The following is a 22,021-nucleotide window of genomic DNA, read 5'->3' as shown; positions in this document are numbered from 1 at the left end:
ATTACCGAATAACTACGCTTCATCCGGAGTACCTTCGGTATCCGTAATGATTTGATACAGCTCTTCATCGCTCTGGGCTGCGCGTAAACGGCGGCAGATGGTTTTATCCGCCAGACGTTTCGCCACCAGCGACAGAGTATGCAGGTGCGTTTTGGTTTGGTCAGCCGGAACCAGCAACGCAAACAGTAAATCTACCGGTTGGTTGTCAATGGCATCGAAAGCTATGGGCGTTTCGAGCTGAACGAAAACGCCAACGGCGCGCAGAGTATCTTCTTCCAGTTTGCCATGCGGAATGGCTATACCATTGCCGATACCGGTACTGCCCATTTTTTCCCGCGTCAGGATAGCTTCAAAAACCACCTGAGGCGGCAGGCTAAGTTGTTTCGCCGCCAGCTCGCTGATGATTTCCAGGGCGCGTTTTTTGCTCTGACAGTGGACGCGGCTTCGCGTACATTCCCTGTTAAGAACAGTGCTAAGCTGTAGAGTTGTATCATTATTTGTCATAATTTCACCTAAGAACCTGCTCACTCAAACGGTGGAACAGGTTCGGAGCATTAACTGTACAAATGGCCCGTTGTGCCGCACAACAGGCCGCCATGCACATGCTAATTGCCCGGACAATTAGTGTTGTTTCAGTTTATCTTTATGTTTGGTCAACTGGCGTGCCAGCTTATCAATTAAGCCATCAATGGCAGCGTACATGTCCTGACCTTCCGCGCTGGCATGAATTTCACCACCGTTTACATGCAGTGTTGCATCTGAGGTATGGGTGACTTTCTCCACTTTCAGAACAACATAGACCTGGTTGATTCGGTCAAAATATTGCTCAAGTTTGGCAAATTTAGCAGTAACAAATTCGCGCAGTGCCTCGGTGATCTCGACGTTATTTCCGGTAATGTTGAGCTGCATAGTGTCTTCCTTATCGGTTGGGTCAAACGAGCTGTTTACGCTGGTTTGACGGCGGAATGGATAAAGACTCTCGGTACTTCGCAACAGTGCGGCGTGCCACCATGATACCTTGTTCCGACAGCAAAGAGGTTAACTTGCTGTCGCTTAGCGGTTTCGCTGGGTTTTCCGCCGCGATTAATTTCTTCACCAGCGCACGAATTGCCGTTGAGGAAGCTTCGCCGCCGCCCTCGGTATTGACGTGACTGGAAAAGAAATACTTCAGTTCAAAAATGCCTCGTGGACTATGCAGGTATTTTTGCGTGGTCACGCGAGATATCGTCGATTCATGCATTTCGACAGCCTGGGCGATATCGGCCAGTACCATCGGTTTCATATATTCTTCGCCTTGCTCAAAGAAGGCTTGCTGCTGTTCAACGATACAGCGACTCACGCGTAGTAGCGTATCGTTACGGCTTTCCAGACTCTTGATCAACCATTTGGCATCCTGCAGATTGCTGCGGATAAACTGGCTGTCACCGTCGTTGCGCGCGTTATTGCACATCGAGGCGTAGTGCTGGTTGATTTGCAGACGCGGAATGCTGTCGCTGTTGAGTTCTACCGTCCAGTGACCGTTATGCTTACGCACCAGTACATCTGGAATAACATACTCCGGTTCACCAGTCTGGATCGACTGTCCGGGGCGTGGATCGAGCGACTGGATCAGATTGACGGCTTCTTTCAGCACATCTTCTTTCAGTCGCGTGACGCGCATTAAGGTGCGGAAGTCGTGATTGGCTAACAGATCGAGATGATCGCTAATGATCAGTCTCGCCTCTTCCAGCCACGGCGTAGTTTTATCGAATTGGGAGAGTTGGATCAGCAGGCAGTCACGCAGATCTTTCGCCGCTACGCCGACCGGATCAAACCGTTGGATCCGCTTCAGGACGGCTTCAACTTCATCGATGTCGATTTCTTCATCGCCCATACTTTCGAGAATATCTTCCAGCGGAACAGTCAGATAACCGGTGTCATCAACGGCATCGACGATAGAGGTAGCAATAGCGCGGTCAGTGTCGGAAAACGGTGTCAGCTCGACTTGCCACATCAGGTAATCTTGCAAGGTCTGCGTTGTTTCGCCCTGATAGACCGGCAGCTCGTCGTCAATGTAGTCACCGCTGGTGCCGGAGGGTGTACCAGCGGTGTAAATGGTGTCCCAACTGGCATCGAGCGGCAGCTCTTCCGGCATCTCTTTTTGTTCGAGTGCGTCGGCGGTGTCCAGTGTTTCACTGTCTTGCGTTTCGCGGGTGTCGATTTCTTCATGAGTGTCGATTTGCTCAAGCAGCGGATTACTCTCCAGCGCCTGCTGTAGCTCCTGCTGAAGTTCCAGCGTCGACAACTGCAACAGACGAATAGCCTGTTGGAGCTGTGGCGTCATCGCCAGTTGTTGGCTAAGCCTGAGTTGCAAACCTTGCTTCATGTTCAGAATCGTACTCTCCTGATAAAACGTCGCAAACTTCTACCCTATCAGAGTCTGAAGTCTTCCCCAAGGTATACACGCTTAACATGTTCGTCTTGTAAGATTTCTGTAGGCGTGCCGTGGGCGATCAAATGCCCCTGACTGACGATATAAGCGCGTTCACAAACCGCCAGCGTTTCACGCACGTTATGGTCGGTGATCAGCACGCCCAGGCCGCTGTCGCGCAAGTGCTCAATGATGCGTTTGATGTCGATAACCGAGATCGGGTCAACCCCGGCAAATGGTTCATCAAGCAGAATAAATTTCGGATTCGCAGCCAGTGCACGGGCAATTTCTACACGGCGACGTTCACCCCCGGAGAGTGACTGCCCCATGCTGTCACGCAGGTGTTCGATGTGAAACTCTTCCATCAGCTCGTTCGCGCGGTCTTCACGTTGTTCAGCAGACAAGTCGTCACGAATTTGCAGTACCGCCATCAGGTTATCGTAAACGCTGAGGCGACGAAAAATGGAGGCTTCCTGCGGCAGATAGCCGATACCGCGGCGCGCGCGCGCATGCAGAGGCAGCAGACTGATATCGTCATCATCAATAATGATATTGCCCGCATCGCGCGGCACAATGCCAACAACCATGTAGAAAGTGGTGGTCTTACCGGCACCGTTTGGCCCCAGCAGACCGACAATTTCCCCGGAGTTGACGGTCAGGCTGACGTCTTCTACCACGCGGCGGCCTTTATAGGCTTTTGCAAGGTTCTTTGCAGTTAATGTTGCCATAACGAATTAATTACCCTTCTTCTGTGCCGGGGTCTGGCCTTTGTTGTTTTTGTCCTGCAGCTGCGACGGCACCAGAACGGTGGTTACGCGCTTGCCTTTGTCGCTGAACGCCTGCATTTTCTGCTCTTTCACCAGGTAAGTGATCTTATCACCCTTAATGTTGCTATCGACCTGCTGCAGATAAGCATTACCCGTCAGAACGACAAAATCTTTTGCCAGTTCGTAGTGCATCTGGGAAGCGTGACCTTCAACGGGTTTACCGTTGTCCTGCATCTGGTAGAACGTTGCCGGTTTACCGTAGCCGTCAATCACTTCTTTACCTTGTTCGCCGCCCGGACGGGTAACGACCACTTTGTCGGCATTAATTTTGATGGTGCCCTGGGTGACGATGACATTACCGGTAAAGGTAACCACGTTGCCTTGCATATCAAGAGATTGCTGGTCCGATTCAATGTGGATCGGCTGATCAGTGTCTCCGGTTACGGCAAATGCCGGAATGCTGGCGGCCAGAAGTGAGCTGGCAAGCACAAGATTAAGGCTGAGTTTGTTTGTTTTGAATTTCATAGGATGTTCTAACCTTTTCAATCAGCTCGGCGTTCTTGCTGCGTAAGTTGCCGCGCATTTTCAGACCGCTGGAGTTAAATGTTGTTCCGTATAACGTGACAAGGTCTTCAGAGGTAACATCCTGCGTCACCAGATTGATCTGCGCGTTATCCGTCGTGATTCTGCGAAGTTGAGAGTCCGGCACGAGTGCGTTGACTTCAACGTGTCCATATAAATAGAGCATCCGGTCATTGGTCAGCTTGGCTTTATCTGCTTTTACGGACCATGTCGGGATTTTATCCTTATCAAACGTGGTAAGTACCGGCTGCGTAAACCACGAAACGGCCTGATCGGAATAATATTCAACGTGTTGAGCAATCAATCGATAGCTTAGTGCCCCTTCTGGGTTATAGACGAGCGTGTCCGTATGCTCGCTTTTATAGGTGGGATCATTATTGTTGACGACCACCTGGGCGGTATCGTCTTTTTCGGCCATATTAATGCCGATCATCACCAGAACCGCCAGTGATAGCACAATGATAACCCAACGTCTGGCTTTACTCATATCGATTGCCCTTTGGCTTCATCCAGTTTGCCCTGCGCCAGGAGTAATAAGTCGCAAACTTCTCGCACTGCGCCACGACCGCCAGCAATGCGCGTTACGTAATCGGCGCGCGGGAGCAACAGTGGATGCGCATCGGCCACGGCGACGCTTAAACCCACTTTTTCCATTACCGGCCAGTCGATGAGATCATCGCCGACATAAGCCACATTTTCCGGGGCAATCGCCAGTTTTTCCAGCAAATCGCTAAAGGCGATCAGTTTGTTTGACTGCCCCTGATACAAGTGAGTGATCCCCAATGTGGCACAACGATCTTCTACCAGTTTAGCCTTTCGCCCGGTAATGATAGCGACTTCAATATCAGAGGTGAGCGCACAACGAATGCCATAACCGTCACGAACGTTGAACGCTTTCAGCTCTTCGCCGTTATTACCCATATAAATCAGGCCATCTGACAGTACGCCATCAACGTCGAGGATCAGCAGACGAATGTTCTCTGCTTTTGCCATAACGTCGGCGCTGACAGGGCCGTAACAGGTCGCAAGCGACGCACCTGCTTTGCTCATTGTTGTTTATCCTTGAATCTTTACACTACGCCTGCACGCAGTAAATCATGCATATGTAACACACCGAGTAAATGGTCGCCATCGGCAACCATCACGGAGGTGATATGGCGGGACTGCATTAAGTTCAGTGCCTCAACGGCCAGAATGCCTGGGCGTACACGTATTCCCCCCGGCGTCATCACATCGGCAATACTTAACTGACGAACATCCACACCCATATCGAAGACACGGCGTAAATCACCGTCGGTAAAGATGCCTTCAATCATCATATTGTCATCGCAAATGACCGTCATACCAAGATTTTTGCGGGTAACTTCCAGCAACGCGTCGCGCAGGCTGGCCGTTTTCTTAACATGCGGGATCTCATCGCCCGTATGCATAATATCGTTTACGCGCAGCAGAAGTTTACGACCCAGTGCGCCGCCGGGGTGTGAGAGCGCAAAATCTTCAGCAGTAAAGCCGCGTGCTTTTAACAGCGCGACAGCGAGCGCATCGCCCATAACCAGCGTGGCGGTCGTGCTGCTGGTCGGTGCCAGCCCTAACGGACAGGCTTCTTTCGCTACTTTAACACACAGATGCACATCTGCGGCGCGCGCCATGCTGCTCTCCGGGCGACCGGTGATGCAGATTAACGGCACGTGAAGACGCTTAAGCACTGGAATTAAGGCCGTGATTTCGCTGGATTCACCGGAGTTAGAGATAGCAATCACCACGTCCTGCGGGGTGACCATACCCAAATCACCATGAGCAGCTTCACCTGGATGGACGAAAAATGAAGGTGTACCAGTGCTGGCAAACGTTGCCGCCATTTTGCGCCCAATATGCCCCGATTTCCCCATCCCCATGACGACAACTTTCCCTTTACACCAGAACATCTTTTCACAGGCAAGCGTGAAATTCTGATTGATGTATTGATCAAGCTCCGCCAGGCAGTCACGTTCAATCGCCAGGACTTCTTTACCTGCTTGCTGAAAGTCAAAACCCGGTTGTAACTCTACGTGCGACATAATGCGTTTCCAGTTATTCAACGAGTATTGGCGATAACCAGTACAACATCGCCAGCCATACGATAAATCCGCCAGTTAATAATACCCCTACACCACGGCCCGGTTGCGGGGAGCGCCGCCAGCACAGCAACGCAAAAATAATGCTCACCAGCAACATCACGCTGTAGTCACGACTGTACGCCAGTGGATCAATCTCTCCAGGCGTTATCAGCGCGGGTAAACCCAACACGATGACAATATTAAAAATGTTTGCGCCAATGATATTCCCGACAGCAATGTCGTTTTCACCTTTGCGAACCCCCGCGATTGCGGTTGCCAGCTCTGGCAGACTGGTTCCGATAGCGATTGCCGTCAGACCCATCGTCAACTCGCTGATGGCAAAGTAATTCGCCAGCACCGTGGCGTTATCAACCACCATCCGCGTGGCCACTGGCATGATGATCAGCGCAATGCCGAGCCATAAAAACGCGACGGGCAATCCGCCTTCACGCGGCAGCTCTGCAAGCTGCTCTCTGGTCAGGCTGTCAGTCCCCTGACGTTCAGCCAGACGTGCAAGTTTAACAATGAACAGCAGCCATAGCACAGCCAGAAAGAGGAGAAAGATACCATCGCTGCGACTAAGTTGTCCGTCATAGAGTACGGAACCGGCCACCACACTGACCAACAACATTAAGGGTAATTCGCGGCGCAGAACATCGGAATGGACGGTAAAAGGACGTACCAGCGCAGCCAGACCGAGGATCAGCAAAATATTGATAATGTTTGATCCGAGGGCTACACCAACGGCTAAATCGCGTTGTTCGTGCAGTGATGCGGCAAGCGAAACGATGATTTCTGGTAACGATGTGCCAATACTGACCACCGTCATGCCGATGATCAGTGGCGGTATGCCAAAGGATCGGCAAAGAATGGACGCGGCAAATACCAGGCGGTCGGCACTGTAAACGACCAAAAGTAAACCAACAATTAACAGTGCCGTAGCTAAAAGCATCTAACGTCCTTTCTTCAGGTATACTCGCCGGTCCGCTGAAGATTTTCAGAAAGCCGTAACGGATTCTTAATTTTGACTTTATGCGGCTAAAAAGTAAAACAAATGCCAGCTTTCGCTAACCACGGCGGGTAATATTCTGTAAATATGTTGGGTTCAAGGTTAAATTGAGCGCCATGCTTAGAAAATCAACGCAAGACGAAGGGTGAATTATGGAGCAGTCTGTGGCGAATTTAGTCGATATGCGCGATGTCAGTTTTACGCGTGGCAATCGCTGCATCTTCGATAATATTTCCCTGACCGTGCCGCGAGGGAAGATCACGGCGATCATGGGACCATCAGGCATCGGTAAAACGACGCTACTCCGTCTGATTGGCGGGCAAATCGCACCAGATCATGGTGAGATCCTTTTCGATGGTGAGAATATTCCGGCGATGTCTCGTTCGCGCCTGTATACAGTGCGCAAACGGATGAGCATGTTGTTTCAGTCCGGGGCGTTGTTCACAGATATGAACGTATTTGACAACGTTGCCTATCCACTACGCGAACATACCCAACTTCCCGCACCTTTATTGCATAGCACAGTGATGATGAAGCTGGAGGCCGTGGGGCTGCGCGGAGCGGCTAAACTGATGCCTTCTGAACTTTCCGGAGGGATGGCGCGGCGTGCAGCGCTGGCGCGAGCAATTGCGCTGGAGCCGGATCTCATCATGTTTGATGAACCCTTTGTTGGGCAAGATCCCATCACCATGGGCGTACTGGTGAAGCTGATTTCTGAGCTGAACAGCGCGCTGGGCGTGACTTGTGTGGTGGTTTCTCACGATGTGCCGGAAGTGTTAAGTATTGCGGATCACGCCTGGATCCTGGCGGACAAAAAAATTGTCGCTCATGGCAGCGCCCAGGCGTTGCAGGCGAATCCTGATCCGCGCGTACGTCAGTTTCTGGACGGGATAGCTGACGGGCCTGTTCCGTTCCGCTATCCTGCCGGCGATTATCACGCTGATCTTTTACCAGGGAGTTAAGCCACTCATGCTGTTAAATGCGCTGGCGTCGCTCGGACATAAAGGGATTAAAACCCTGAGAACGTTCGGGCGGGCCGGGTTAATGTTATTCAATGCGCTGGTCGGCAAACCGGAATTTCGCAAACATGCGCCACTGCTGGTACGTCAGCTCTATAATGTTGGCGTCCTGTCGATGCTTATTATTGTGGTTTCTGGCGTGTTCATCGGAATGGTGCTGGGGCTGCAAGGTTATCTGGTTCTGACCACTTATAGTGCGGAAACCAGTCTGGGTATGCTGGTGGCGTTATCACTACTGCGTGAACTGGGGCCGGTGGTTGCCGCGTTGTTGTTTGCCGGACGTGCCGGTTCGGCGTTAACCGCAGAAATTGGCCTGATGCGCGCCACAGAGCAACTCTCCAGTATGGAGATGATGGCGGTGGATCCGTTGCGTCGGGTTATTTCTCCCCGTTTCTGGGCTGGGGTTATTTCATTGCCACTGCTGACGGTCATCTTCGTCGCCGTGGGGATCTGGGGCGGATCACTGGTCGGCGTCAGTTGGAAAGGCATTGATAGCGGGTTCTTCTGGTCGGCAATGCAAAATGCCGTCGACTGGCGTATGGATCTGGTCAACTGTCTGATTAAGAGCGTGGTGTTCGCCATCACGGTGACGTGGATTTCGTTGTTTAACGGCTACGACGCCATCCCGACGTCTGCCGGGATTAGCCGGGCAACCACTCGCACCGTTGTCCACTCGTCTCTGGCTGTTCTGGGGCTGGATTTTGTGCTGACCGCATTGATGTTTGGGAATTGAGTTCATGCAAACGAAAAAAAATGAAATTTGGGTGGGTATCTTTTTATTAGCAGCACTGCTGGCGGCGCTGTTTGTTTGCCTGAAGGCGGCGAACGTGACGTCCATACGTACTGAACCGACCTATACGCTTTATGCGACGTTCGATAACATTGGCGGCCTGAAAGCGCGCTCTCCGGTCAGCATTGGTGGCGTTGTTGTGGGCCGGGTGGCGGATATTACGCTGGACCCGAAAACCTATCTGCCACGCGTAACGCTGGAAATTGAACAACGTTATAACCACATTCCTGATACCAGTTCGCTGAGCATCCGTACTTCCGGCCTGCTGGGGGAACAATATCTGGCATTAAACGTCGGTTTTGAAGACCCGGAACTGGGGACTGCTATCCTGAAGGATGGCGATACAATCCAGGACACTAAGTCTGCGATGGTGCTGGAAGATCTCATTGGTCAGTTCCTTTACGGTAGTAAAGGCGATGACAATAAGAATAGTGGCGATGCGCCAGCTGCTGCGCCAGGTAATAATGAAACCACTGAACCTGTGGGTACAACGAAATAATTTCAGGAGAACCGACGCATGTTTAAACGTTTAATGATGGTCGCTTTGCTGGTGATTGCACCGCTGAGTGCAGCAACCGCGGCAGACCAGACCAATCCGTATAAGCTGATGGACGAGGCGGCGCAGAAAACGTTCGATCGCCTGAAGAATGAGCAACCGCAAATTCGGGCTAACCCGGATTATCTGCGTACCATTGTTGATCAGGAACTGCTGCCATATGTACAGATGAAATATGCCGGGGCTCTGGTTCTGGGCCAGTATTACAAGAGTGCGACTCCCGCCCAGCGTGATGCTTACTTTGCCGCTTTCCGTGAGTATCTGAAGCAGGCTTACGGTCAGGCATTGGCGATGTATCATGGTCAGACTTATCAGATCGCGCCAGAACAGCCTCTGGGTGATAAAACCATTGTGCCTATTCGCGTGACCATTATTGACCCGAATGGCCGCCCGCCGGTGCGTCTGGACTTCCAGTGGCGTAAAAACTCCCAGACGGGCAACTGGCAGGCTTACGACATGATTGCAGAGGGTGTCAGCATGATCACCACCAAACAAAATGAGTGGGGGACGCTGCTGCGTACCAAAGGTATCGACGGCCTGACTGCGCAACTGAAATCGATTTCTCAACAGAAAATCACTCTGGAAGAGAAAAAGTAATGAGCGAGTCACTGAGCTGGATGCAGACGGGTGACACGCTGGCGTTATCCGGAGAGCTGGATCAGGACGTTCTGCTACCGCTTTGGGAAATGCGTGAGGAGGCGGTGAAGGGGATTACCTGCATCGATCTTAGCCGTGTATCCCGCGTTGATACAGGTGGACTGGCGCTGCTGCTCCATCTTATCGATCTGGCGAAAAAGCAGGGCAACAATGTGACGCTTCAGGGGGTAAACGACAAAGTGTATACCCTGGCGAAATTGTATAATTTGCCTGCTGATGTTCTGCCTCGTTAAATTTTTTCAGGCCGGATAAGGCGTTAACCGCCTGTCCGGCAATCCTGCCTGCAAGTCGAGCCTTGTCTGATTTATCAGCGAGGCTTTTTGCTTATTTATGCCAGCGCAACTTTGCTCTAAGATGTTTCGCTGGTTTATTAACTGATGATTGAAGATCCCATGGAAAATAATGAAATTCAGAGCGTGTTGATGAACGCTCTCTCCCTCCAGGAAGTCCACGTTTCCGGCGATGGCAGCCACTTTCAGGTTATTGCCGTGGGTGAGTTGTTTGACGGCATGAGTCGGGTTAAAAAACAGCAGACGGTCTATGGCCCGCTGATGGAATATATTGCGGATAACCGCATTCATGCTGTGTCGATCAAAGCGTATACCCCTGCGGAGTGGGCGCGCGATCGCAAACTGAACGGCTTTTGAGCTATGGGCGATTCGCCGGTAGCGGATATGAATTGTTAACTGAGAACAAACTAAATGGATAAATTTCGTGTTCAGGGGCCAACGAAGCTCCAGGGCGAAGTCACAATTTCCGGCGCTAAAAATGCTGCTCTGCCTATTCTTTTTGCCGCACTACTGGCGGAAGAACCGGTAGAGATCCAGAACGTCCCGAAACTGAAAGACGTTGATACATCAATGAAGCTGCTAAGCCAGCTGGGTGCGAAAGTAGAGCGTAATGGTTCTGTGCATATTGATGCCCGCGAGGTTAATGTATTCTGCGCACCTTACGATCTGGTTAAAACCATGCGTGCTTCTATCTGGGCACTGGGGCCGCTGGTAGCGCGCTTTGGGCAGGGGCAAGTTTCACTGCCTGGCGGTTGTACGATCGGTGCGCGTCCGGTTGATCTACACATTTCTGGCCTCGAACAATTAGGCGCGACCATCAAACTGGAAGAAGGTTACGTTAAAGCTTCCGTCGACGGTCGTCTGAAAGGCGCACATATCGTGATGGATAAAGTCAGCGTTGGCGCAACGGTGACCATCATGTGTGCTGCAACCCTGGCGGAAGGCACCACGATTATTGAAAACGCAGCGCGTGAACCGGAAATCGTCGATACCGCGAACTTCCTGATTACGCTGGGTGCGAAAATTAGCGGTCAGGGCACCGATCGTATCATCATCGAAGGTGTGGAACGTTTAGGCGGCGGTGTCTATCGCGTGCTGCCGGATCGTATCGAAACCGGTACTTTCCTTGTGGCTGCGGCGATCTCTCGCGGCAAAATTATCTGCCGTAACGCACAGCCAGATACTCTTGACGCTGTGCTGGCGAAATTGCGTGACGCTGGAGCGGACATTGAAGTCGGCGAAGACTGGATTAGCCTGGATATGCATGGCAAACGGCCGAAAGCTGTTAACGTACGTACCGCGCCGCATCCGGCATTCCCGACCGATATGCAGGCCCAGTTCACACTGCTGAACCTGGTGGCAGAAGGCACCGGATTCATCACCGAAACGGTCTTTGAAAACCGCTTTATGCACGTACCAGAGCTGAGTCGTATGGGCGCGCATGCCGAAATTGAAAGTAATACCGTTATTTGTCACGGTGTGGAAAAACTTTCTGGCGCACAGGTTATGGCAACCGATCTACGTGCTTCAGCAAGCCTGGTGCTGGCTGGTTGTATTGCGGAAGGGACAACGGTGGTTGATCGTATTTATCACATCGATCGTGGCTACGAACGTATTGAAGACAAACTGCGCGCTTTAGGTGCAAATATTGAGCGTGTGAAAGGCGAGTAATCGTCCGAGAGCTGGCAGCCCCGTTCGCGGGGCTACCGCCAGACCACTCATTTTTTCGGTTTAGTGTAGCTACGCATCAACTGCGTTCTGTCGATAAACTCATGGGTCTGCGGATCATGGTAGCGTGATGGCCAGATAACCCAGGGGTCAGTTCCCAGTGCTTTCGCAATAATCATCTCTCCTTTCGGCCATGGGCGCGATAATGCGTTCGCCAGCGTTGAGGAACTCAAACCATTTCTACGAGATTCCGCCGCCATTGACGTTCCTTTCTTGCGTAAACCCGCAATGATGTCAGCGGGATGCCAGTCAATGAAATTACTTTCCATCTTTCCTCACTCCTTAAGTTAGTCGCTTTCATTCAGAACACTTCTTCTGTCGAGCATCACTATACTCCTGATGGCCTATTGCTCTAAAAAGTTCCTGTAAAGAGTGTGAATATTCAGAATATATAAAAATACATACACTGGTTTTTCAGGCGTTATTACGCTGAATAAGTGTTTTTATGGAACTTATTGGAATCATCCCGCGCACTGCGCGGGATGAGGGGGAGGGGATTAACGATCGCGTTGAACAGCGATGTGCGCGAGGCCGATGAGTGCTTCTCGCCACGGGGTGTCCGGGAGCACCTGTAACGCTGCGATGGCTTTGTCTGCTTCTTCCTCGGCACGCTGACGCGTCCATTCAAGAGAGCCACAAGCGTTCATTGCTTCCAGAACCGGTTCCAGAAGATGACGACCGTTACCCTGTTCGATGGCGGTACGAATCATCTGTGCCTGTTCTGGTGTGCCATGATGCATTGCATGCAGCAGCGGCAGCGTCGGTTTACCTTCGTTCAGATCGTCGCCGACGTTTTTACCTAACTGTTCGCCATCGGCATTGTAATCGAGTAAATCGTCGATCAACTGGAAAGCGGTGCCGAGATAACGCCCATAATCCTGCAGGCCTTTCTCCTCCTCCGGCGTACAGCCAGCCAGAATCCCGGAACACTGCGCGGCAGCCTCAAACAGACGCGCGGTCTTGCTGTAGATAACGCGCATGTAGTTTTCTTCGGTGATGTCCGGGTCGTTAACGTTCATCAGTTGCAGAACTTCACCTTCTGCGATGACGTTTACGGCTTCAGACATCACTTCCAGCACTTTGAGCGAACCGAGGCTGGTCATCATCTGGAACGCGCGGGTATAAATAAAATCGCCTACCAGCACACTGGCAGCATTGCCAAACGCAGCGTTGGCGGTAGCTTTACCCCTGCGCATATCTGATTCATCCACTACGTCGTCGTGTAGCAGAGTCGCCGTGTGGATAAATTCGATCAGGGCTGCAATGGTGACATGCGCATTTCCCTCATAGCCAACAGCTCGTGCAGCCAGTACAGCAATCATCGGACGAATACGTTTACCGCCGCCGCTGACGATGTAATAGCCTAACTGATTGATCAGTTGGACGTCGGAATTAAGCTGCTCAAGGATTGCCGCATTAACACCCGCCATATCTTGCGCGGTTAACTCATTGATTTTTTCTAAATTCATCGCAAAAGCCGGGCTTTTCGCCCCGATTACCTTACTGTGAACAAAGGCAACTTAGGGTTTATGGTTAGGAATATAGGGTGATTGTACTGAAAAAATGGCACAGATAAACGTTACCGTACAAGTTGTGTTTTTTTTCTTCGTGTATTGACTGTAGCACTTGTCAAAGGCGTGCGTTTTGCGTAATATTCGCGCCCTATTGTGAATATTTATAGCGCACTCTGAATCATTGAAAAGGTGTGCGCGGAAGCGGAGTTTTATATGTACGCGGTTTTCCAAAGTGGTGGTAAACAACACCGAGTAAGCGAAGGTCAGACCGTTCGCCTGGAAAAGCTGGACATCGCAACTGGCGAAACTGTTGAGTTCGCTGAAGTGCTGATGATCGCAAACGGTGAAGAAGTCAAAATCGGCGTTCCTTTCGTTGATGGCGGCGTAATCAAAGCTGAAGTTGTTGCTCACGGTCGTGGCGAGAAAGTTAAAATCGTTAAGTTTCGTCGTCGTAAACACTATCGTAAGCAGCAGGGCCATCGTCAGTGGTTCACTGATGTGAAAATTACTGGCATCAGCGCCTAAGACCTGAGGAGAGATTTCAAATGGCACATAAAAAGGCTGGCGGCTCCACACGTAACGGTCGCGATTCAGAAGCTAAACGCCTGGGCGTTAAGCGTTTCGGTGGCGAATCCGTTCTGGCGGGTAGCATCATCGTTCGTCAACGTGGTACCAAATTCCACGCAGGCGCTAACGTAGGTTGCGGTCGTGACCACACTCTGTTTGCTAAAGCAGACGGTAAAGTGAAATTCGAAGTTAAAGGCCCGAAAAACCGTAAATTTATCAGCATCGAAGCTGAATAAGTTTTTCGCGTCCCGGTAACGGATGAAAGCCCCGCAACACGTTGCGGGGCTTTTTACATTCGATAACCGGTAAAAATTCGCATCGTGCGGCGTTAACTCGCAAATGCGTTTTGTAGGGAATACGGTATGAAGCAGCAGGCAGGCATTGGCATTCTTTTGGCGCTCACCACAGCAATTTGCTGGGGGGCGTTGCCAATCGCAATGAAGCAGGTGCTGGAGGTGATGGAACCTCCGACAATCGTGTTTTACCGTTTCTTGATGGCGAGTATTGGCCTTGGCGCCATTCTTGCGGTGAAGAAGAGGTTGCCGCCATTACGCGTGTTTCGTAAGCCACGCTGGTTGATTTTGTTGGCAGTGGCGACCGCCGGGCTGTTTGGGAACTTCATCCTGTTCAGCTCATCCTTGCAATACCTGAGTCCGATCGCTTCGCAGGTGATTGGGCAACTCTCGCCAGTTGGCATGATGGTTGCCAGCGTATTTATCCTCAAAGAGAAAATGCGCAGCACCCAGGTAGTGGGGGCATTGATGCTCCTGAGCGGCCTGGTGATGTTTTTTAACACCAGTCTGGTTGAGATATTTACAAAGCTCACCGATTACACCTGGGGAGTTATCTTTGGGGTCGGTGCGGCGACGGTTTGGGTGAGTTATGGCGTAGCGCAGAAGGTTTTATTGCGTCGGCTGGCCTCACCGCAGATCCTGTTTTTGCTGTACACTTTATGTACAATTGCGCTCTTCCCTCTGGCAAATCCTGGAGTGATAGCGCAGCTTAGCCACTGGCAGCTCGCATGTTTAATTTTTTGCGGGCTGAATACATTGGTAGGATATGGCGCCCTGGCGGAAGCGATGGCTCGCTGGCAGGCAGCGCAGGTGAGCGCGATCATCACGCTCACCCCACTGTTTACGCTGTTTTTTTCAGATCTTTTATCACTGGCCTGGCCCGATTTCTTCGCCAGACCGATGTTAAACCTTTTAGGTTATCTCGGTGCGTTTGTCGTGGTTGCGGGCGCGATGTATTCCGCCATTGGTCATCGTATTTGGGGCGGTTTACGTAAGCATACAACGGTGGTATCGCAACCCCGCGCAGGCGAATGATTTACGGAGAATAAAATGAAGTTTGTTGATGAAGCATCGATTCTGGTCGTTGCAGGTGATGGCGGTAATGGTTGCGTGAGCTTCCGCCGCGAAAAGTATATTCCGAAAGGCGGCCCGGATGGCGGCGACGGCGGTGACGGTGGTGACGTATGGATGGAAGCCGACGAGAACCTGAACACACTTATCGATTATCGTTTTGAAAAATCTTTCCGTGCAGAACGCGGTCAGAACGGCGCAAGCCGCGATTGTACCGGTAAGCGCGGTAAAGACGTCACGATTAAAGTGCCGGTAGGTACGCGTGTTATCGATCAGGGTACCGGTGAAACCATGGGCGATATGACCAAACACGGTCAGCGTCTGCTGGTTGCCAAGGGTGGCTGGCACGGTCTGGGCAATACCCGCTTCAAATCGTCCGTTAACCGTACGCCACGGCAGAAAACTAATGGTACGCCGGGCGATAAGCGCGAGCTGCTGCTGGAGCTGATGCTGCTTGCTGACGTCGGTATGCTGGGAATGCCGAATGCGGGTAAATCGACCTTTATCCGCGCTGTTTCGGCGGCTAAACCGAAAGTGGCGGATTATCCGTTTACCACTCTGGTACCGAGCCTGGGTGTGGTTCGTATGGATAACGAAAAGAGCTTCGTTGTTGCCGATATTCCAGGACTGATTGAAGGCGCTGCGGAAGGCGCAGGTCTGGGCATTCGCTTCCTGAAACACCTGGAACGTTGCCGCGTCTTGTTGCACCTCATCGATATCGATCCGATTGACGGTACCGATCCGGTTGAAAACGCGCGTATTATTATCAGCGAGCTGGAAAAATACAGCCAGGATTTGGCGGCAAAACCACGTTGGTTAGTCTTCAACAAGATCGACCTGCTGGATAAGGCAGAAGCTGAAGAGAAAGCCAAAGCGATCGCGGAGGCGCTGGGCTGGGAAGATAAATATTATCTGATCTCTGCGGCGAGCGGACTGGGCGTGAAAGATCTCTGCTGGGATGTGATGACTTTTATCATTGAAAACCCAGTTGTGCAGGCCGAAGAAGCGAAACAGCCAGAGAAAGTCGAATTCATGTGGGATGATTATCACCGTCAGCAGCTTGAAGAGATTGCTGAAGAGGATGATGAAGACTGGGATGACGACTGGGACGAAGACGACGAAGAAGGCGTTGAGTTCATTTACAAGCGTTAATCAGCTAAACCCCGGCCATGTGCCGGGGTTTCTCTTTAGACTAATTATTCTGATAAATATCTTTATACAAACGGCTTTCAAAACGCACTAACGGAATGCGGCGATTACGCTGATCCGCGGGTTCTACCGCATAGCCAGAAAGATATTGTACAAACGCCATTCGTTGCCCGCTCGCTGTGGTAATGAATCCCGCCAGGTTATATACCCCCTGCAAAGAGCCGGTTTTTGCTGAGACTTTTCCGTCCACGCCAGCCTGATGCAGGCCCGCACGGTACTGCAAAGAGCCGTCATAGCCTGCCAGCGGCAGCATAGAGATAAAGTTAAGTTCATTGTCATGTTGGGCAATGTATTGCAGCACCTGCATCATGGTGGCAGGTGCAATCAGGTTATGCCGCGAAAGCCCTGAACCATCGGCAATAATCGTGTTACCAATATCGATACCAGCTTGCTGACGCAGGATCTGACGTACGGCATCCGATCCGGCCCGCCATGTTCCGGGCACATTGAAGCGCGCATGGCCTATCATGCGGAAAACCGTATCGGCAATCATGTTGTCTGACTTTTTCAGCATAATCTTAAGCAGATCGTGCAACGGGGCCGACTGTTTACTGGCAACTACCGTTCCGGGTTCATTAACCTGAGTCTGGCGCAGTAGTGTTCCGCTCCAGGTGATACCTGCCTGTTTTAACTCATCTTTCAGAATTGCACCGGCATAGCTGGCTCCATCCTGTATGGCAAAAGCCAACGGGAGCGGCTCAGAACGTTGTGGCAGGCATCCGGTCAGCGTAAAGCGGTTCAGGTCGCCTGGCACCACATCCAGCTCGCAATATTGCGCTTCGGCAGAACCACGGGGGAGGGTGCGTACCTGGCTGAACATCGTAACAGGGTAATAAGATGCCACGCGTATAAAGGCCATATCACCGGGTTTTTGGGCACTGTAGAGCGAGACGGAGAAACAGTTGCGGTCAACTATGGCGGCGGCAGGCGGAGCGCTAAAGCATTGTGTCATGTCATTCCACGGCCAGCCGGGGGCTTTATCGTGGCTGGCAAAAATGGAGGTGTCTATCAACACATTACCATCAATTTGGTTGACGCCAGATTTTTTCAAAGTCGTGACCATATTGCGAATATCCTGACGTTTTAACGTCGGATCGGCACCAAATCGCGCCACTAAGTCACCCTTGAGTACGCCGTTTTCCACATTGCCTTTGGTTTCAAGCGTAGTAGTAAAACGAAAATCGGGGCCGAGTTGAATCAACGCCGCCAGCGCAGTAATCACTTTCTGCGTACTGGCGGGCAGCGCCATCTGCTGACTGTGGTAATCAATAGCGGGGGCCGACGCGCCGACTTTTTGCACCATCAGGGCAAGGTTGGCACCAGCGGGGAGTTGAGTAATGTACTCATCAACATTCGCGGCCTGAACACTGAACGCTATACAGCTGGTCAATCCGATGATAAATCTGGAAAATCGCATAATCTCGCGCTAACAACCTGGAATCGAGCCGTCATACTACGGCGCAACGCCCTATAAAGTAAACGATGACCCTTCGGGAACTTCAGGGTAAAATGACTATCAAAATGTGAATTGTAGCTGACCTGGGACTTGTACCCGGGTCGGTATTTTTTTGCTTCTGGTCCCGGTGAGGAGTTATGCCGGGCAGGCCGAACAGCTGGGGTGGGTGGAGACTCGCCCCATCAGGAATATTCAAGAGGTATAACAAATGCAAGCTATTCCGATGACCTTACGCGGCGCTGAAAAATTACGCGAAGAGCTGGATTTTCTGAAATCTGTGCGCCGTCCTGAAATTATTGCTGCTATCGCGGAAGCGCGCGAGCATGGCGACCTGAAAGAAAACGCCGAATACCACGCAGCTCGTGAACAGCAGGGTTTCTGCGAAGGTCGTATCAAAGATATTGAAGCCAAACTGTCGAACGCCCAGGTGATTGATGTCACCAAAATGCCTAACAATGGGCGCGTTATTTTTGGTGCTACCGTAACGGTGTTGAATCTGGATTCTGACGAAGAGCAGACTTATCGCATCGTTGGCGATGACGAAGCTGACTTTAAACAGAACCTGATTTCTGTAAACTCGCCTATTGCCCGTGGCCTGATCGGCAAAGAAGAAGATGATGTTGTGGTCATCAAAACGCCGGGCGGCGAAGTAGAATTTGAAGTAATTAAGGTGGAATACCTGTAAGAATTACCCAATACTCAAGATGTTGATGTATTGTAAAGAAAGGAAAAAGGCCGCTATGCGGCCTTTTATCAACGAACAGAGCGTGGCATTTTGCTCTCCTGCCTGCGGAAAACCCCTCGTTTTACACAGCAAATGTGTGTAACTTTAGGATAATCTTAGCGCGGCAGCGAGATTTTACGTTCTTTAGTTGGGCGATAAAGCACCAGCGTTTTACCGATGACCTGTACATTACAGGCGCCGGTTTCGCGCACGATAGCTTCCACGATCAAGGTTTTAGTTTCGCGATCTTCGGTGGCGATTTTCACCTTGATGAGTTCATGGTGCTCTAACGCTTGTTCAATCTCGGCCAGCACCCCTTCGGTCAAACCATTACTGCCAAGCAGAACAACTGGCTTGAGCGGATGTGCCAGACCTTTCAGGTGCTGTTTTTGTTTAGTACTCAGATTCATCGTATTTTTTGCTTACGTTGGGATTGAAAACGGGTCATTCTACCGCCATCTCCCATATATCACCAAATAGGCGCGTAAAAATTTACGCAATTGGTTACGATGAGTTATCCCAATGGGAAAGATAAATGACAGGTAAGAAGCGTTCTGCCAGCTCCAGCCGCTGGCTTCAGGAACACTTTAGCGATAAATATGTTCAACAGGCACAGAAAAAGGGGTTACGTTCCCGTGCCTGGTTTAAACTTGATGAAATACAGCAAAGTGACAAACTCTTTAAACCGGGAATGACGGTTGTCGACCTTGGTGCTGCTCCGGGTGGTTGGTCACAATATGTGGTCACCCAAATTGGCGGCAAAGGCCGCATCATCGCTTGCGATCTTTTACCTATGGATCCTATCGTTGGTGTGGACTTTCTTCAGGGCGACTTTCGTGATGAACTGGTGATGAAAGCACTGCTGGAGCGCGTTGGCGACAGCAAAGTCCAGGTTGTCATGTCCGATATGGCACCAAACATGAGCGGAACACCGGCGGTGGATATCCCCCGTGCCATGTATCTGGTGGAACTGGCGTTAGAAATGTGTCGTGATGTATTAGCGCCAGGTGGCAGTTTTGTAGTGAAGGTGTTCCAGGGCGAAGGTTTCGATGAGTATCTAAGGGAAATTCGCTCCCTGTTTACGAAGGTCAAAGTTCGTAAGCCGGACTCTTCTCGTGCACGTTCGCGGGAAGTGTATATTGTAGCGACCGGGCGTAAACCCTAACCGGGAGATTTCAGACGAAAGTTTGAAAGATGCTGGATATAGAGTATCCTGACGCTGTTTTTAACACAGTTGTAATAAGAGGTTAATCCCTTGAGTGACATGGCGAAAAACCTAATACTCTGGCTGGTCATTGCCGTTGTGCTGATGTCAGTATTCCAGAGCTTTGGGCCCAGCGAGTCTAATGGCCGTAAGGTGGATTACTCTACCTTCCTACAAGAGGTCAATAACGACCAGGTTCGTGAAGCGCGTATCAACGGACGTGAAATCAACGTTACCAAGAAAGATAGTAACCGTTATACCACTTACATTCCGGTTCAGGATCCGAAATTACTGGATAACCTGTTGACCAAGAACGTCAAGGTTGTCGGTGAACCGCCTGAAGAACCAAGCCTGCTGGCTTCTATCTTCATCTCCTGGTTCCCAATGCTGTTGCTGATTGGTGTCTGGATCTTCTTCATGCGTCAAATGCAGGGCGGCGGTGGCAAAGGTGCCATGTCGTTCGGTAAGAGCAAAGCGCGCATGCTGACGGAAGATCAGATCAAAACGACCTTTGCTGACGTTGCGGGCTGCGACGAAGCAAAAGAAGAAGTTGCTGAACTGGTTGAGTATCTGCGCGAGCCGAGCCGCTTCCAGAAACTCGGCGGTAAGATCCCGAAAGGCGTCCTGATGGTCGGTCCTCCGGGTACCGGTAAAACGCTGCTGGCGAAAGCGATTGCAGGCGAAGCGAAAGTTCCGTTCTTTACTATCTCCGGTTCTGACTTCGTAGAAATGTTCGTCGGTGTGGGTGCATCCCGTGTTCGTGACATGTTCGAACAGGCGAAGAAAGCGGCTCCGTGCATCATCTTTATCGATGAAATCGACGCCGTAGGCCGCCAGCGTGGCGCAGGTCTGGGCGGTGGTCACGATGAACGTGAACAGACTCTGAACCAGATGCTGGTTGAGATGGATGGCTTCGAAGGTAACGAAGGTATCATCGTTATCGCTGCGACTAACCGTCCGGACGTTCTCGACCCGGCGCTGCTGCGTCCTGGCCGTTTCGACCGTCAGGTTGTGGTTGGCTTGCCAGATGTTCGCGGTCGTGAGCAGATTCTGAAAGTTCACATGCGTCGCGTACCATTGGCACCCGATATCGACGCGGCAATCATTGCCCGTGGTACTCCTGGTTTCTCCGGTGCTGACCTGGCGAACCTGGTGAACGAAGCGGCACTGTTCGCTGCTCGTGGCAACAAACGTGTTGTGTCGATGGTTGAGTTCGAGAAAGCGAAAGACAAAATCATGATGGGTGCGGAACGTCGCTCCATGGTGATGACGGAAGCGCAGAAAGAATCGACTGCTTACCACGAAGCAGGTCACGCGATTATCGGTCGCCTGGTGCCGGAACACGATCCGGTGCACAAAGTAACGATTATCCCGCGCGGTCGTGCGCTGGGTGTGACCTTCTTCTTGCCTGAGGGCGACGCAATCAGCGCCAGCCGTCAGAAACTGGAAAGCCAGATTTCTACGCTGTACGGCGGTCGTCTGGCAGAAGAGATCATCTACGGGCCGGAACATGTTTCTACCGGGGCGTCCAACGATATTAAAGTTGCGACCAACCTGGCGCGTAACATGGTTACCCAGTGGGGCTTCTCTGAGAAACTCGGTCCGCTGCTGTATGCGGAAGAAGAAGGTGAAGTGTTCCTCGGTCGTAGCGTAGCGAAAGCGAAACATATGTCCGATGAAACGGCACGCATCATCGACCAGGAAGTGAAAGCACTGATCGAGCGTAACTATAATCGTGCGCGTCAGCTTCTGACCGACAACATGGATATTCTGCATGCGATGAAAGATGCTCTCATGAAATATGAGACTATCGACGCACCGCAGATTGATGACCTGATGGCACGTCGCGATGTACGTCCGCCAGCGGGCTGGGAAGAACCAGGCGCTTCTAACAATTCTGGCGACAATGGTAGTCCAAAGGCTCCGCGTCCGGTTGATGAACCGCGTACGCCGAACCCGGGTAACACCATGTCAGAGCAGTTAGGCGACAAGTAAGTTCCCGCATTAGATGACTGTATTTGTACCGAAAACCCCGGGGCGTGCTCCGGGGTTTTTTCTTATCAATTCATACCAGGGATA

27 protein-coding genes are annotated in these 22,021 nt (G+C 51.4%); 14 read left to right on the top strand and 13 right to left on the bottom strand.

The annotated features are described in order from the left end of the window. Positions 1-12 precede the first annotated feature (12 nt). From ptsN to HEN33_RS06440, 9 genes are all read right to left on the bottom strand, one after another. Positions 13-504, bottom strand: a complete 492-nt coding sequence (gene ptsN / locus HEN33_RS06480; protein WP_000183679.1) for a PTS IIA-like nitrogen regulatory protein PtsN — start codon at positions 502-504, stop codon at positions 13-15. Positions 505-621: 117 nt separating this feature from the next. Beyond that, positions 622-909 (bottom strand): ribosome hibernation promoting factor, encoded by a 288-nt coding sequence (gene hpf / locus HEN33_RS06475; protein ID WP_001176599.1) that lies wholly within the window; start codon positions 907-909, stop codon positions 622-624. Between the two features lie 22 nt (positions 910-931). Further along, positions 932-2,365, bottom strand: a complete 1,434-nt coding sequence (gene rpoN, locus HEN33_RS06470) for an RNA polymerase factor sigma-54 (RefSeq protein ID WP_000809051.1) — start codon at positions 2,363-2,365, stop codon at positions 932-934. 47 nt (positions 2,366-2,412) lie between these two features. Next, positions 2,413-3,138 (bottom strand): LPS export ABC transporter ATP-binding protein, encoded by a 726-nt coding sequence (gene lptB / locus HEN33_RS06465; protein ID WP_000224099.1) that lies wholly within the window; start codon positions 3,136-3,138, stop codon positions 2,413-2,415. A 6-nt stretch (positions 3,139-3,144) separates the two neighbouring features. Next, complete coding sequence (lptA, locus tag HEN33_RS06460; protein WP_000669785.1) at positions 3,145-3,702, bottom strand: lipopolysaccharide ABC transporter substrate-binding protein LptA; 558 nt, start codon at positions 3,700-3,702, stop codon at positions 3,145-3,147. Beyond that, positions 3,671-4,246: an LPS export ABC transporter periplasmic protein LptC gene (gene lptC / locus HEN33_RS06455; RefSeq protein ID WP_000030537.1), complete on the bottom strand. Its 576-nt coding sequence runs from the start codon at positions 4,244-4,246 to the stop codon at positions 3,671-3,673. The genes lptA and lptC overlap by 32 nt, the downstream gene beginning before the upstream one ends. Further along, positions 4,243-4,809, bottom strand: coding sequence for a 3-deoxy-manno-octulosonate-8-phosphatase KdsC (gene kdsC / locus HEN33_RS06450; RefSeq protein ID WP_042003648.1), 567 nt, complete (start codon positions 4,807-4,809; stop codon positions 4,243-4,245). Before kdsC ends, lptC begins: the two co-directional genes overlap by 4 nt. 20 nt (positions 4,810-4,829) lie before the next feature. Then, complete coding sequence (kdsD, locus tag HEN33_RS06445) at positions 4,830-5,816, bottom strand: arabinose-5-phosphate isomerase KdsD (RefSeq protein WP_001352909.1); 987 nt, start codon at positions 5,814-5,816, stop codon at positions 4,830-4,832. Positions 5,817-5,829: 13 nt separating this feature from the next. After that, complete coding sequence (locus HEN33_RS06440) at positions 5,830-6,807, bottom strand: calcium/sodium antiporter (protein WP_032185194.1); 978 nt, start codon at positions 6,805-6,807, stop codon at positions 5,830-5,832. Between the two features lie 209 nt (positions 6,808-7,016). Between HEN33_RS06440 and mlaF the strand changes: the two genes are divergently transcribed. The 7 genes from mlaF (at position 7,017) to murA (ending at position 11,847) form a co-directional block, all read left to right on the top strand. After that, complete coding sequence (gene mlaF, locus HEN33_RS06435; protein ID WP_000438245.1) at positions 7,017-7,826, top strand: phospholipid ABC transporter ATP-binding protein MlaF; 810 nt, start codon at positions 7,017-7,019, stop codon at positions 7,824-7,826. Positions 7,827-7,833: 7 nt separating this feature from the next. Continuing rightward, positions 7,834-8,616, top strand: coding sequence for a lipid asymmetry maintenance ABC transporter permease subunit MlaE (mlaE, locus tag HEN33_RS06430; RefSeq protein WP_000925795.1), 783 nt, complete (start codon positions 7,834-7,836; stop codon positions 8,614-8,616). 4 nt (positions 8,617-8,620) lie between these two features. Continuing rightward, complete coding sequence (gene mlaD / locus HEN33_RS06425; RefSeq protein WP_001296448.1) at positions 8,621-9,172, top strand: outer membrane lipid asymmetry maintenance protein MlaD; 552 nt, start codon at positions 8,621-8,623, stop codon at positions 9,170-9,172. 18 nt (positions 9,173-9,190) lie between these two features. Next, the gene (gene mlaC / locus HEN33_RS06420; protein WP_176262728.1) at positions 9,191-9,826 is read left to right on the top strand and encodes a phospholipid-binding protein MlaC; all 636 of its coding nucleotides are present in this window, start codon (positions 9,191-9,193) and stop codon (positions 9,824-9,826) included. Continuing rightward, on the top strand, positions 9,826-10,119 hold the full coding sequence (gene mlaB, locus HEN33_RS06415) for a lipid asymmetry maintenance protein MlaB (protein ID WP_000004488.1): 294 nt from the start codon (positions 9,826-9,828) through the stop codon (positions 10,117-10,119). The genes mlaC and mlaB overlap by 1 nt, the downstream gene beginning before the upstream one ends. Positions 10,120-10,278: 159 nt before the next feature. Further along, positions 10,279-10,533 carry a BolA family iron metabolism protein IbaG gene (gene ibaG, locus HEN33_RS06410; protein ID WP_000429656.1) on the top strand — a complete coding sequence of 85 codons (255 nt, stop codon included), beginning with the start codon at positions 10,279-10,281 and terminating at the stop codon, positions 10,531-10,533. Positions 10,534-10,587: 54 nt separating this feature from the next. Continuing rightward, on the top strand, positions 10,588-11,847 hold the full coding sequence (murA, locus tag HEN33_RS06405) for a UDP-N-acetylglucosamine 1-carboxyvinyltransferase (RefSeq protein WP_000357278.1): 1,260 nt from the start codon (positions 10,588-10,590) through the stop codon (positions 11,845-11,847). 47 nt (positions 11,848-11,894) lie between these two features. Here the strand turns inward: murA and sfsB are convergent, their stop codons facing one another. Together sfsB and ispB are read right to left on the bottom strand one after the other, a co-directional pair. Continuing rightward, positions 11,895-12,173, bottom strand: coding sequence for a DNA-binding transcriptional regulator SfsB (gene sfsB / locus HEN33_RS06400; RefSeq protein WP_000445413.1), 279 nt, complete (start codon positions 12,171-12,173; stop codon positions 11,895-11,897). Positions 12,174-12,401: 228 nt separating this feature from the next. Continuing rightward, positions 12,402-13,373 carry an octaprenyl diphosphate synthase gene (gene ispB, locus HEN33_RS06395; RefSeq protein WP_001047336.1) on the bottom strand — a complete coding sequence of 324 codons (972 nt, stop codon included), beginning with the start codon at positions 13,371-13,373 and terminating at the stop codon, positions 12,402-12,404. 258 nt (positions 13,374-13,631) lie between these two features. Between ispB and rplU the strand changes: the two genes are divergently transcribed. The 4 genes from rplU (at position 13,632) to cgtA (ending at position 16,501) form a co-directional block, all read left to right on the top strand. Continuing rightward, positions 13,632-13,943, top strand: coding sequence for a 50S ribosomal protein L21 (gene rplU, locus HEN33_RS06390; protein ID WP_000271401.1), 312 nt, complete (start codon positions 13,632-13,634; stop codon positions 13,941-13,943). Positions 13,944-13,963: 20 nt separating this feature from the next. After that, positions 13,964-14,221 carry a 50S ribosomal protein L27 gene (rpmA, locus tag HEN33_RS06385; RefSeq protein ID WP_000940595.1) on the top strand — a complete coding sequence of 86 codons (258 nt, stop codon included), beginning with the start codon at positions 13,964-13,966 and terminating at the stop codon, positions 14,219-14,221. Positions 14,222-14,347: 126 nt separating this feature from the next. After that, the gene (locus tag HEN33_RS06380; protein ID WP_176262727.1) at positions 14,348-15,313 is read left to right on the top strand and encodes a DMT family transporter; all 966 of its coding nucleotides are present in this window, start codon (positions 14,348-14,350) and stop codon (positions 15,311-15,313) included. 15 nt (positions 15,314-15,328) lie between these two features. Continuing rightward, on the top strand, positions 15,329-16,501 hold the full coding sequence (cgtA, locus tag HEN33_RS06375; RefSeq protein ID WP_000673561.1) for an Obg family GTPase CgtA: 1,173 nt from the start codon (positions 15,329-15,331) through the stop codon (positions 16,499-16,501). A 40-nt stretch (positions 16,502-16,541) separates the two neighbouring features. Here the strand turns inward: cgtA and dacB are convergent, their stop codons facing one another. Further along, positions 16,542-17,975 carry a serine-type D-Ala-D-Ala carboxypeptidase gene (gene dacB, locus HEN33_RS06370; protein WP_001212632.1) on the bottom strand — a complete coding sequence of 478 codons (1,434 nt, stop codon included), beginning with the start codon at positions 17,973-17,975 and terminating at the stop codon, positions 16,542-16,544. A gap of 247 nt (positions 17,976-18,222) precedes the next feature. Here dacB and greA point away from each other — a divergent pair, with 247 nt between their 5' ends. Beyond that, entirely contained in the window at positions 18,223-18,699 is a 477-nt protein-coding gene (gene greA / locus HEN33_RS06365; RefSeq protein WP_001148001.1) for a transcription elongation factor GreA, read from the top strand. Positions 18,700-18,854: 155 nt separating this feature from the next. Here greA and yhbY read toward each other — a convergent pair whose 3' ends face one another. Further along, entirely contained in the window at positions 18,855-19,148 is a 294-nt protein-coding gene (gene yhbY, locus HEN33_RS06360; RefSeq protein ID WP_001054420.1) for a ribosome assembly RNA-binding protein YhbY, read from the bottom strand. 125 nt (positions 19,149-19,273) lie between these two features. Between yhbY and rlmE the strand changes: the two genes are divergently transcribed. Further along, positions 19,274-19,903, top strand: coding sequence for a 23S rRNA (uridine(2552)-2'-O)-methyltransferase RlmE (rlmE, locus tag HEN33_RS06355; protein ID WP_000145975.1), 630 nt, complete (start codon positions 19,274-19,276; stop codon positions 19,901-19,903). 99 nt (positions 19,904-20,002) lie between these two features. Continuing rightward, entirely contained in the window at positions 20,003-21,937 is a 1,935-nt protein-coding gene (gene ftsH, locus HEN33_RS06350) for an ATP-dependent zinc metalloprotease FtsH (protein ID WP_001107467.1), read from the top strand. The last annotated feature ends 84 nt before the right edge of the window (positions 21,938-22,021 follow it).

This window comes from Escherichia sp. 94.0001, assembly GCF_013369155.2.
GTDB classification, from domain to species: Bacteria; Pseudomonadota; Gammaproteobacteria; order Enterobacterales; family Enterobacteriaceae; genus Escherichia; species Escherichia coli_F.
This window is presented reverse-complemented; position numbering and strand designations above follow the sequence as displayed.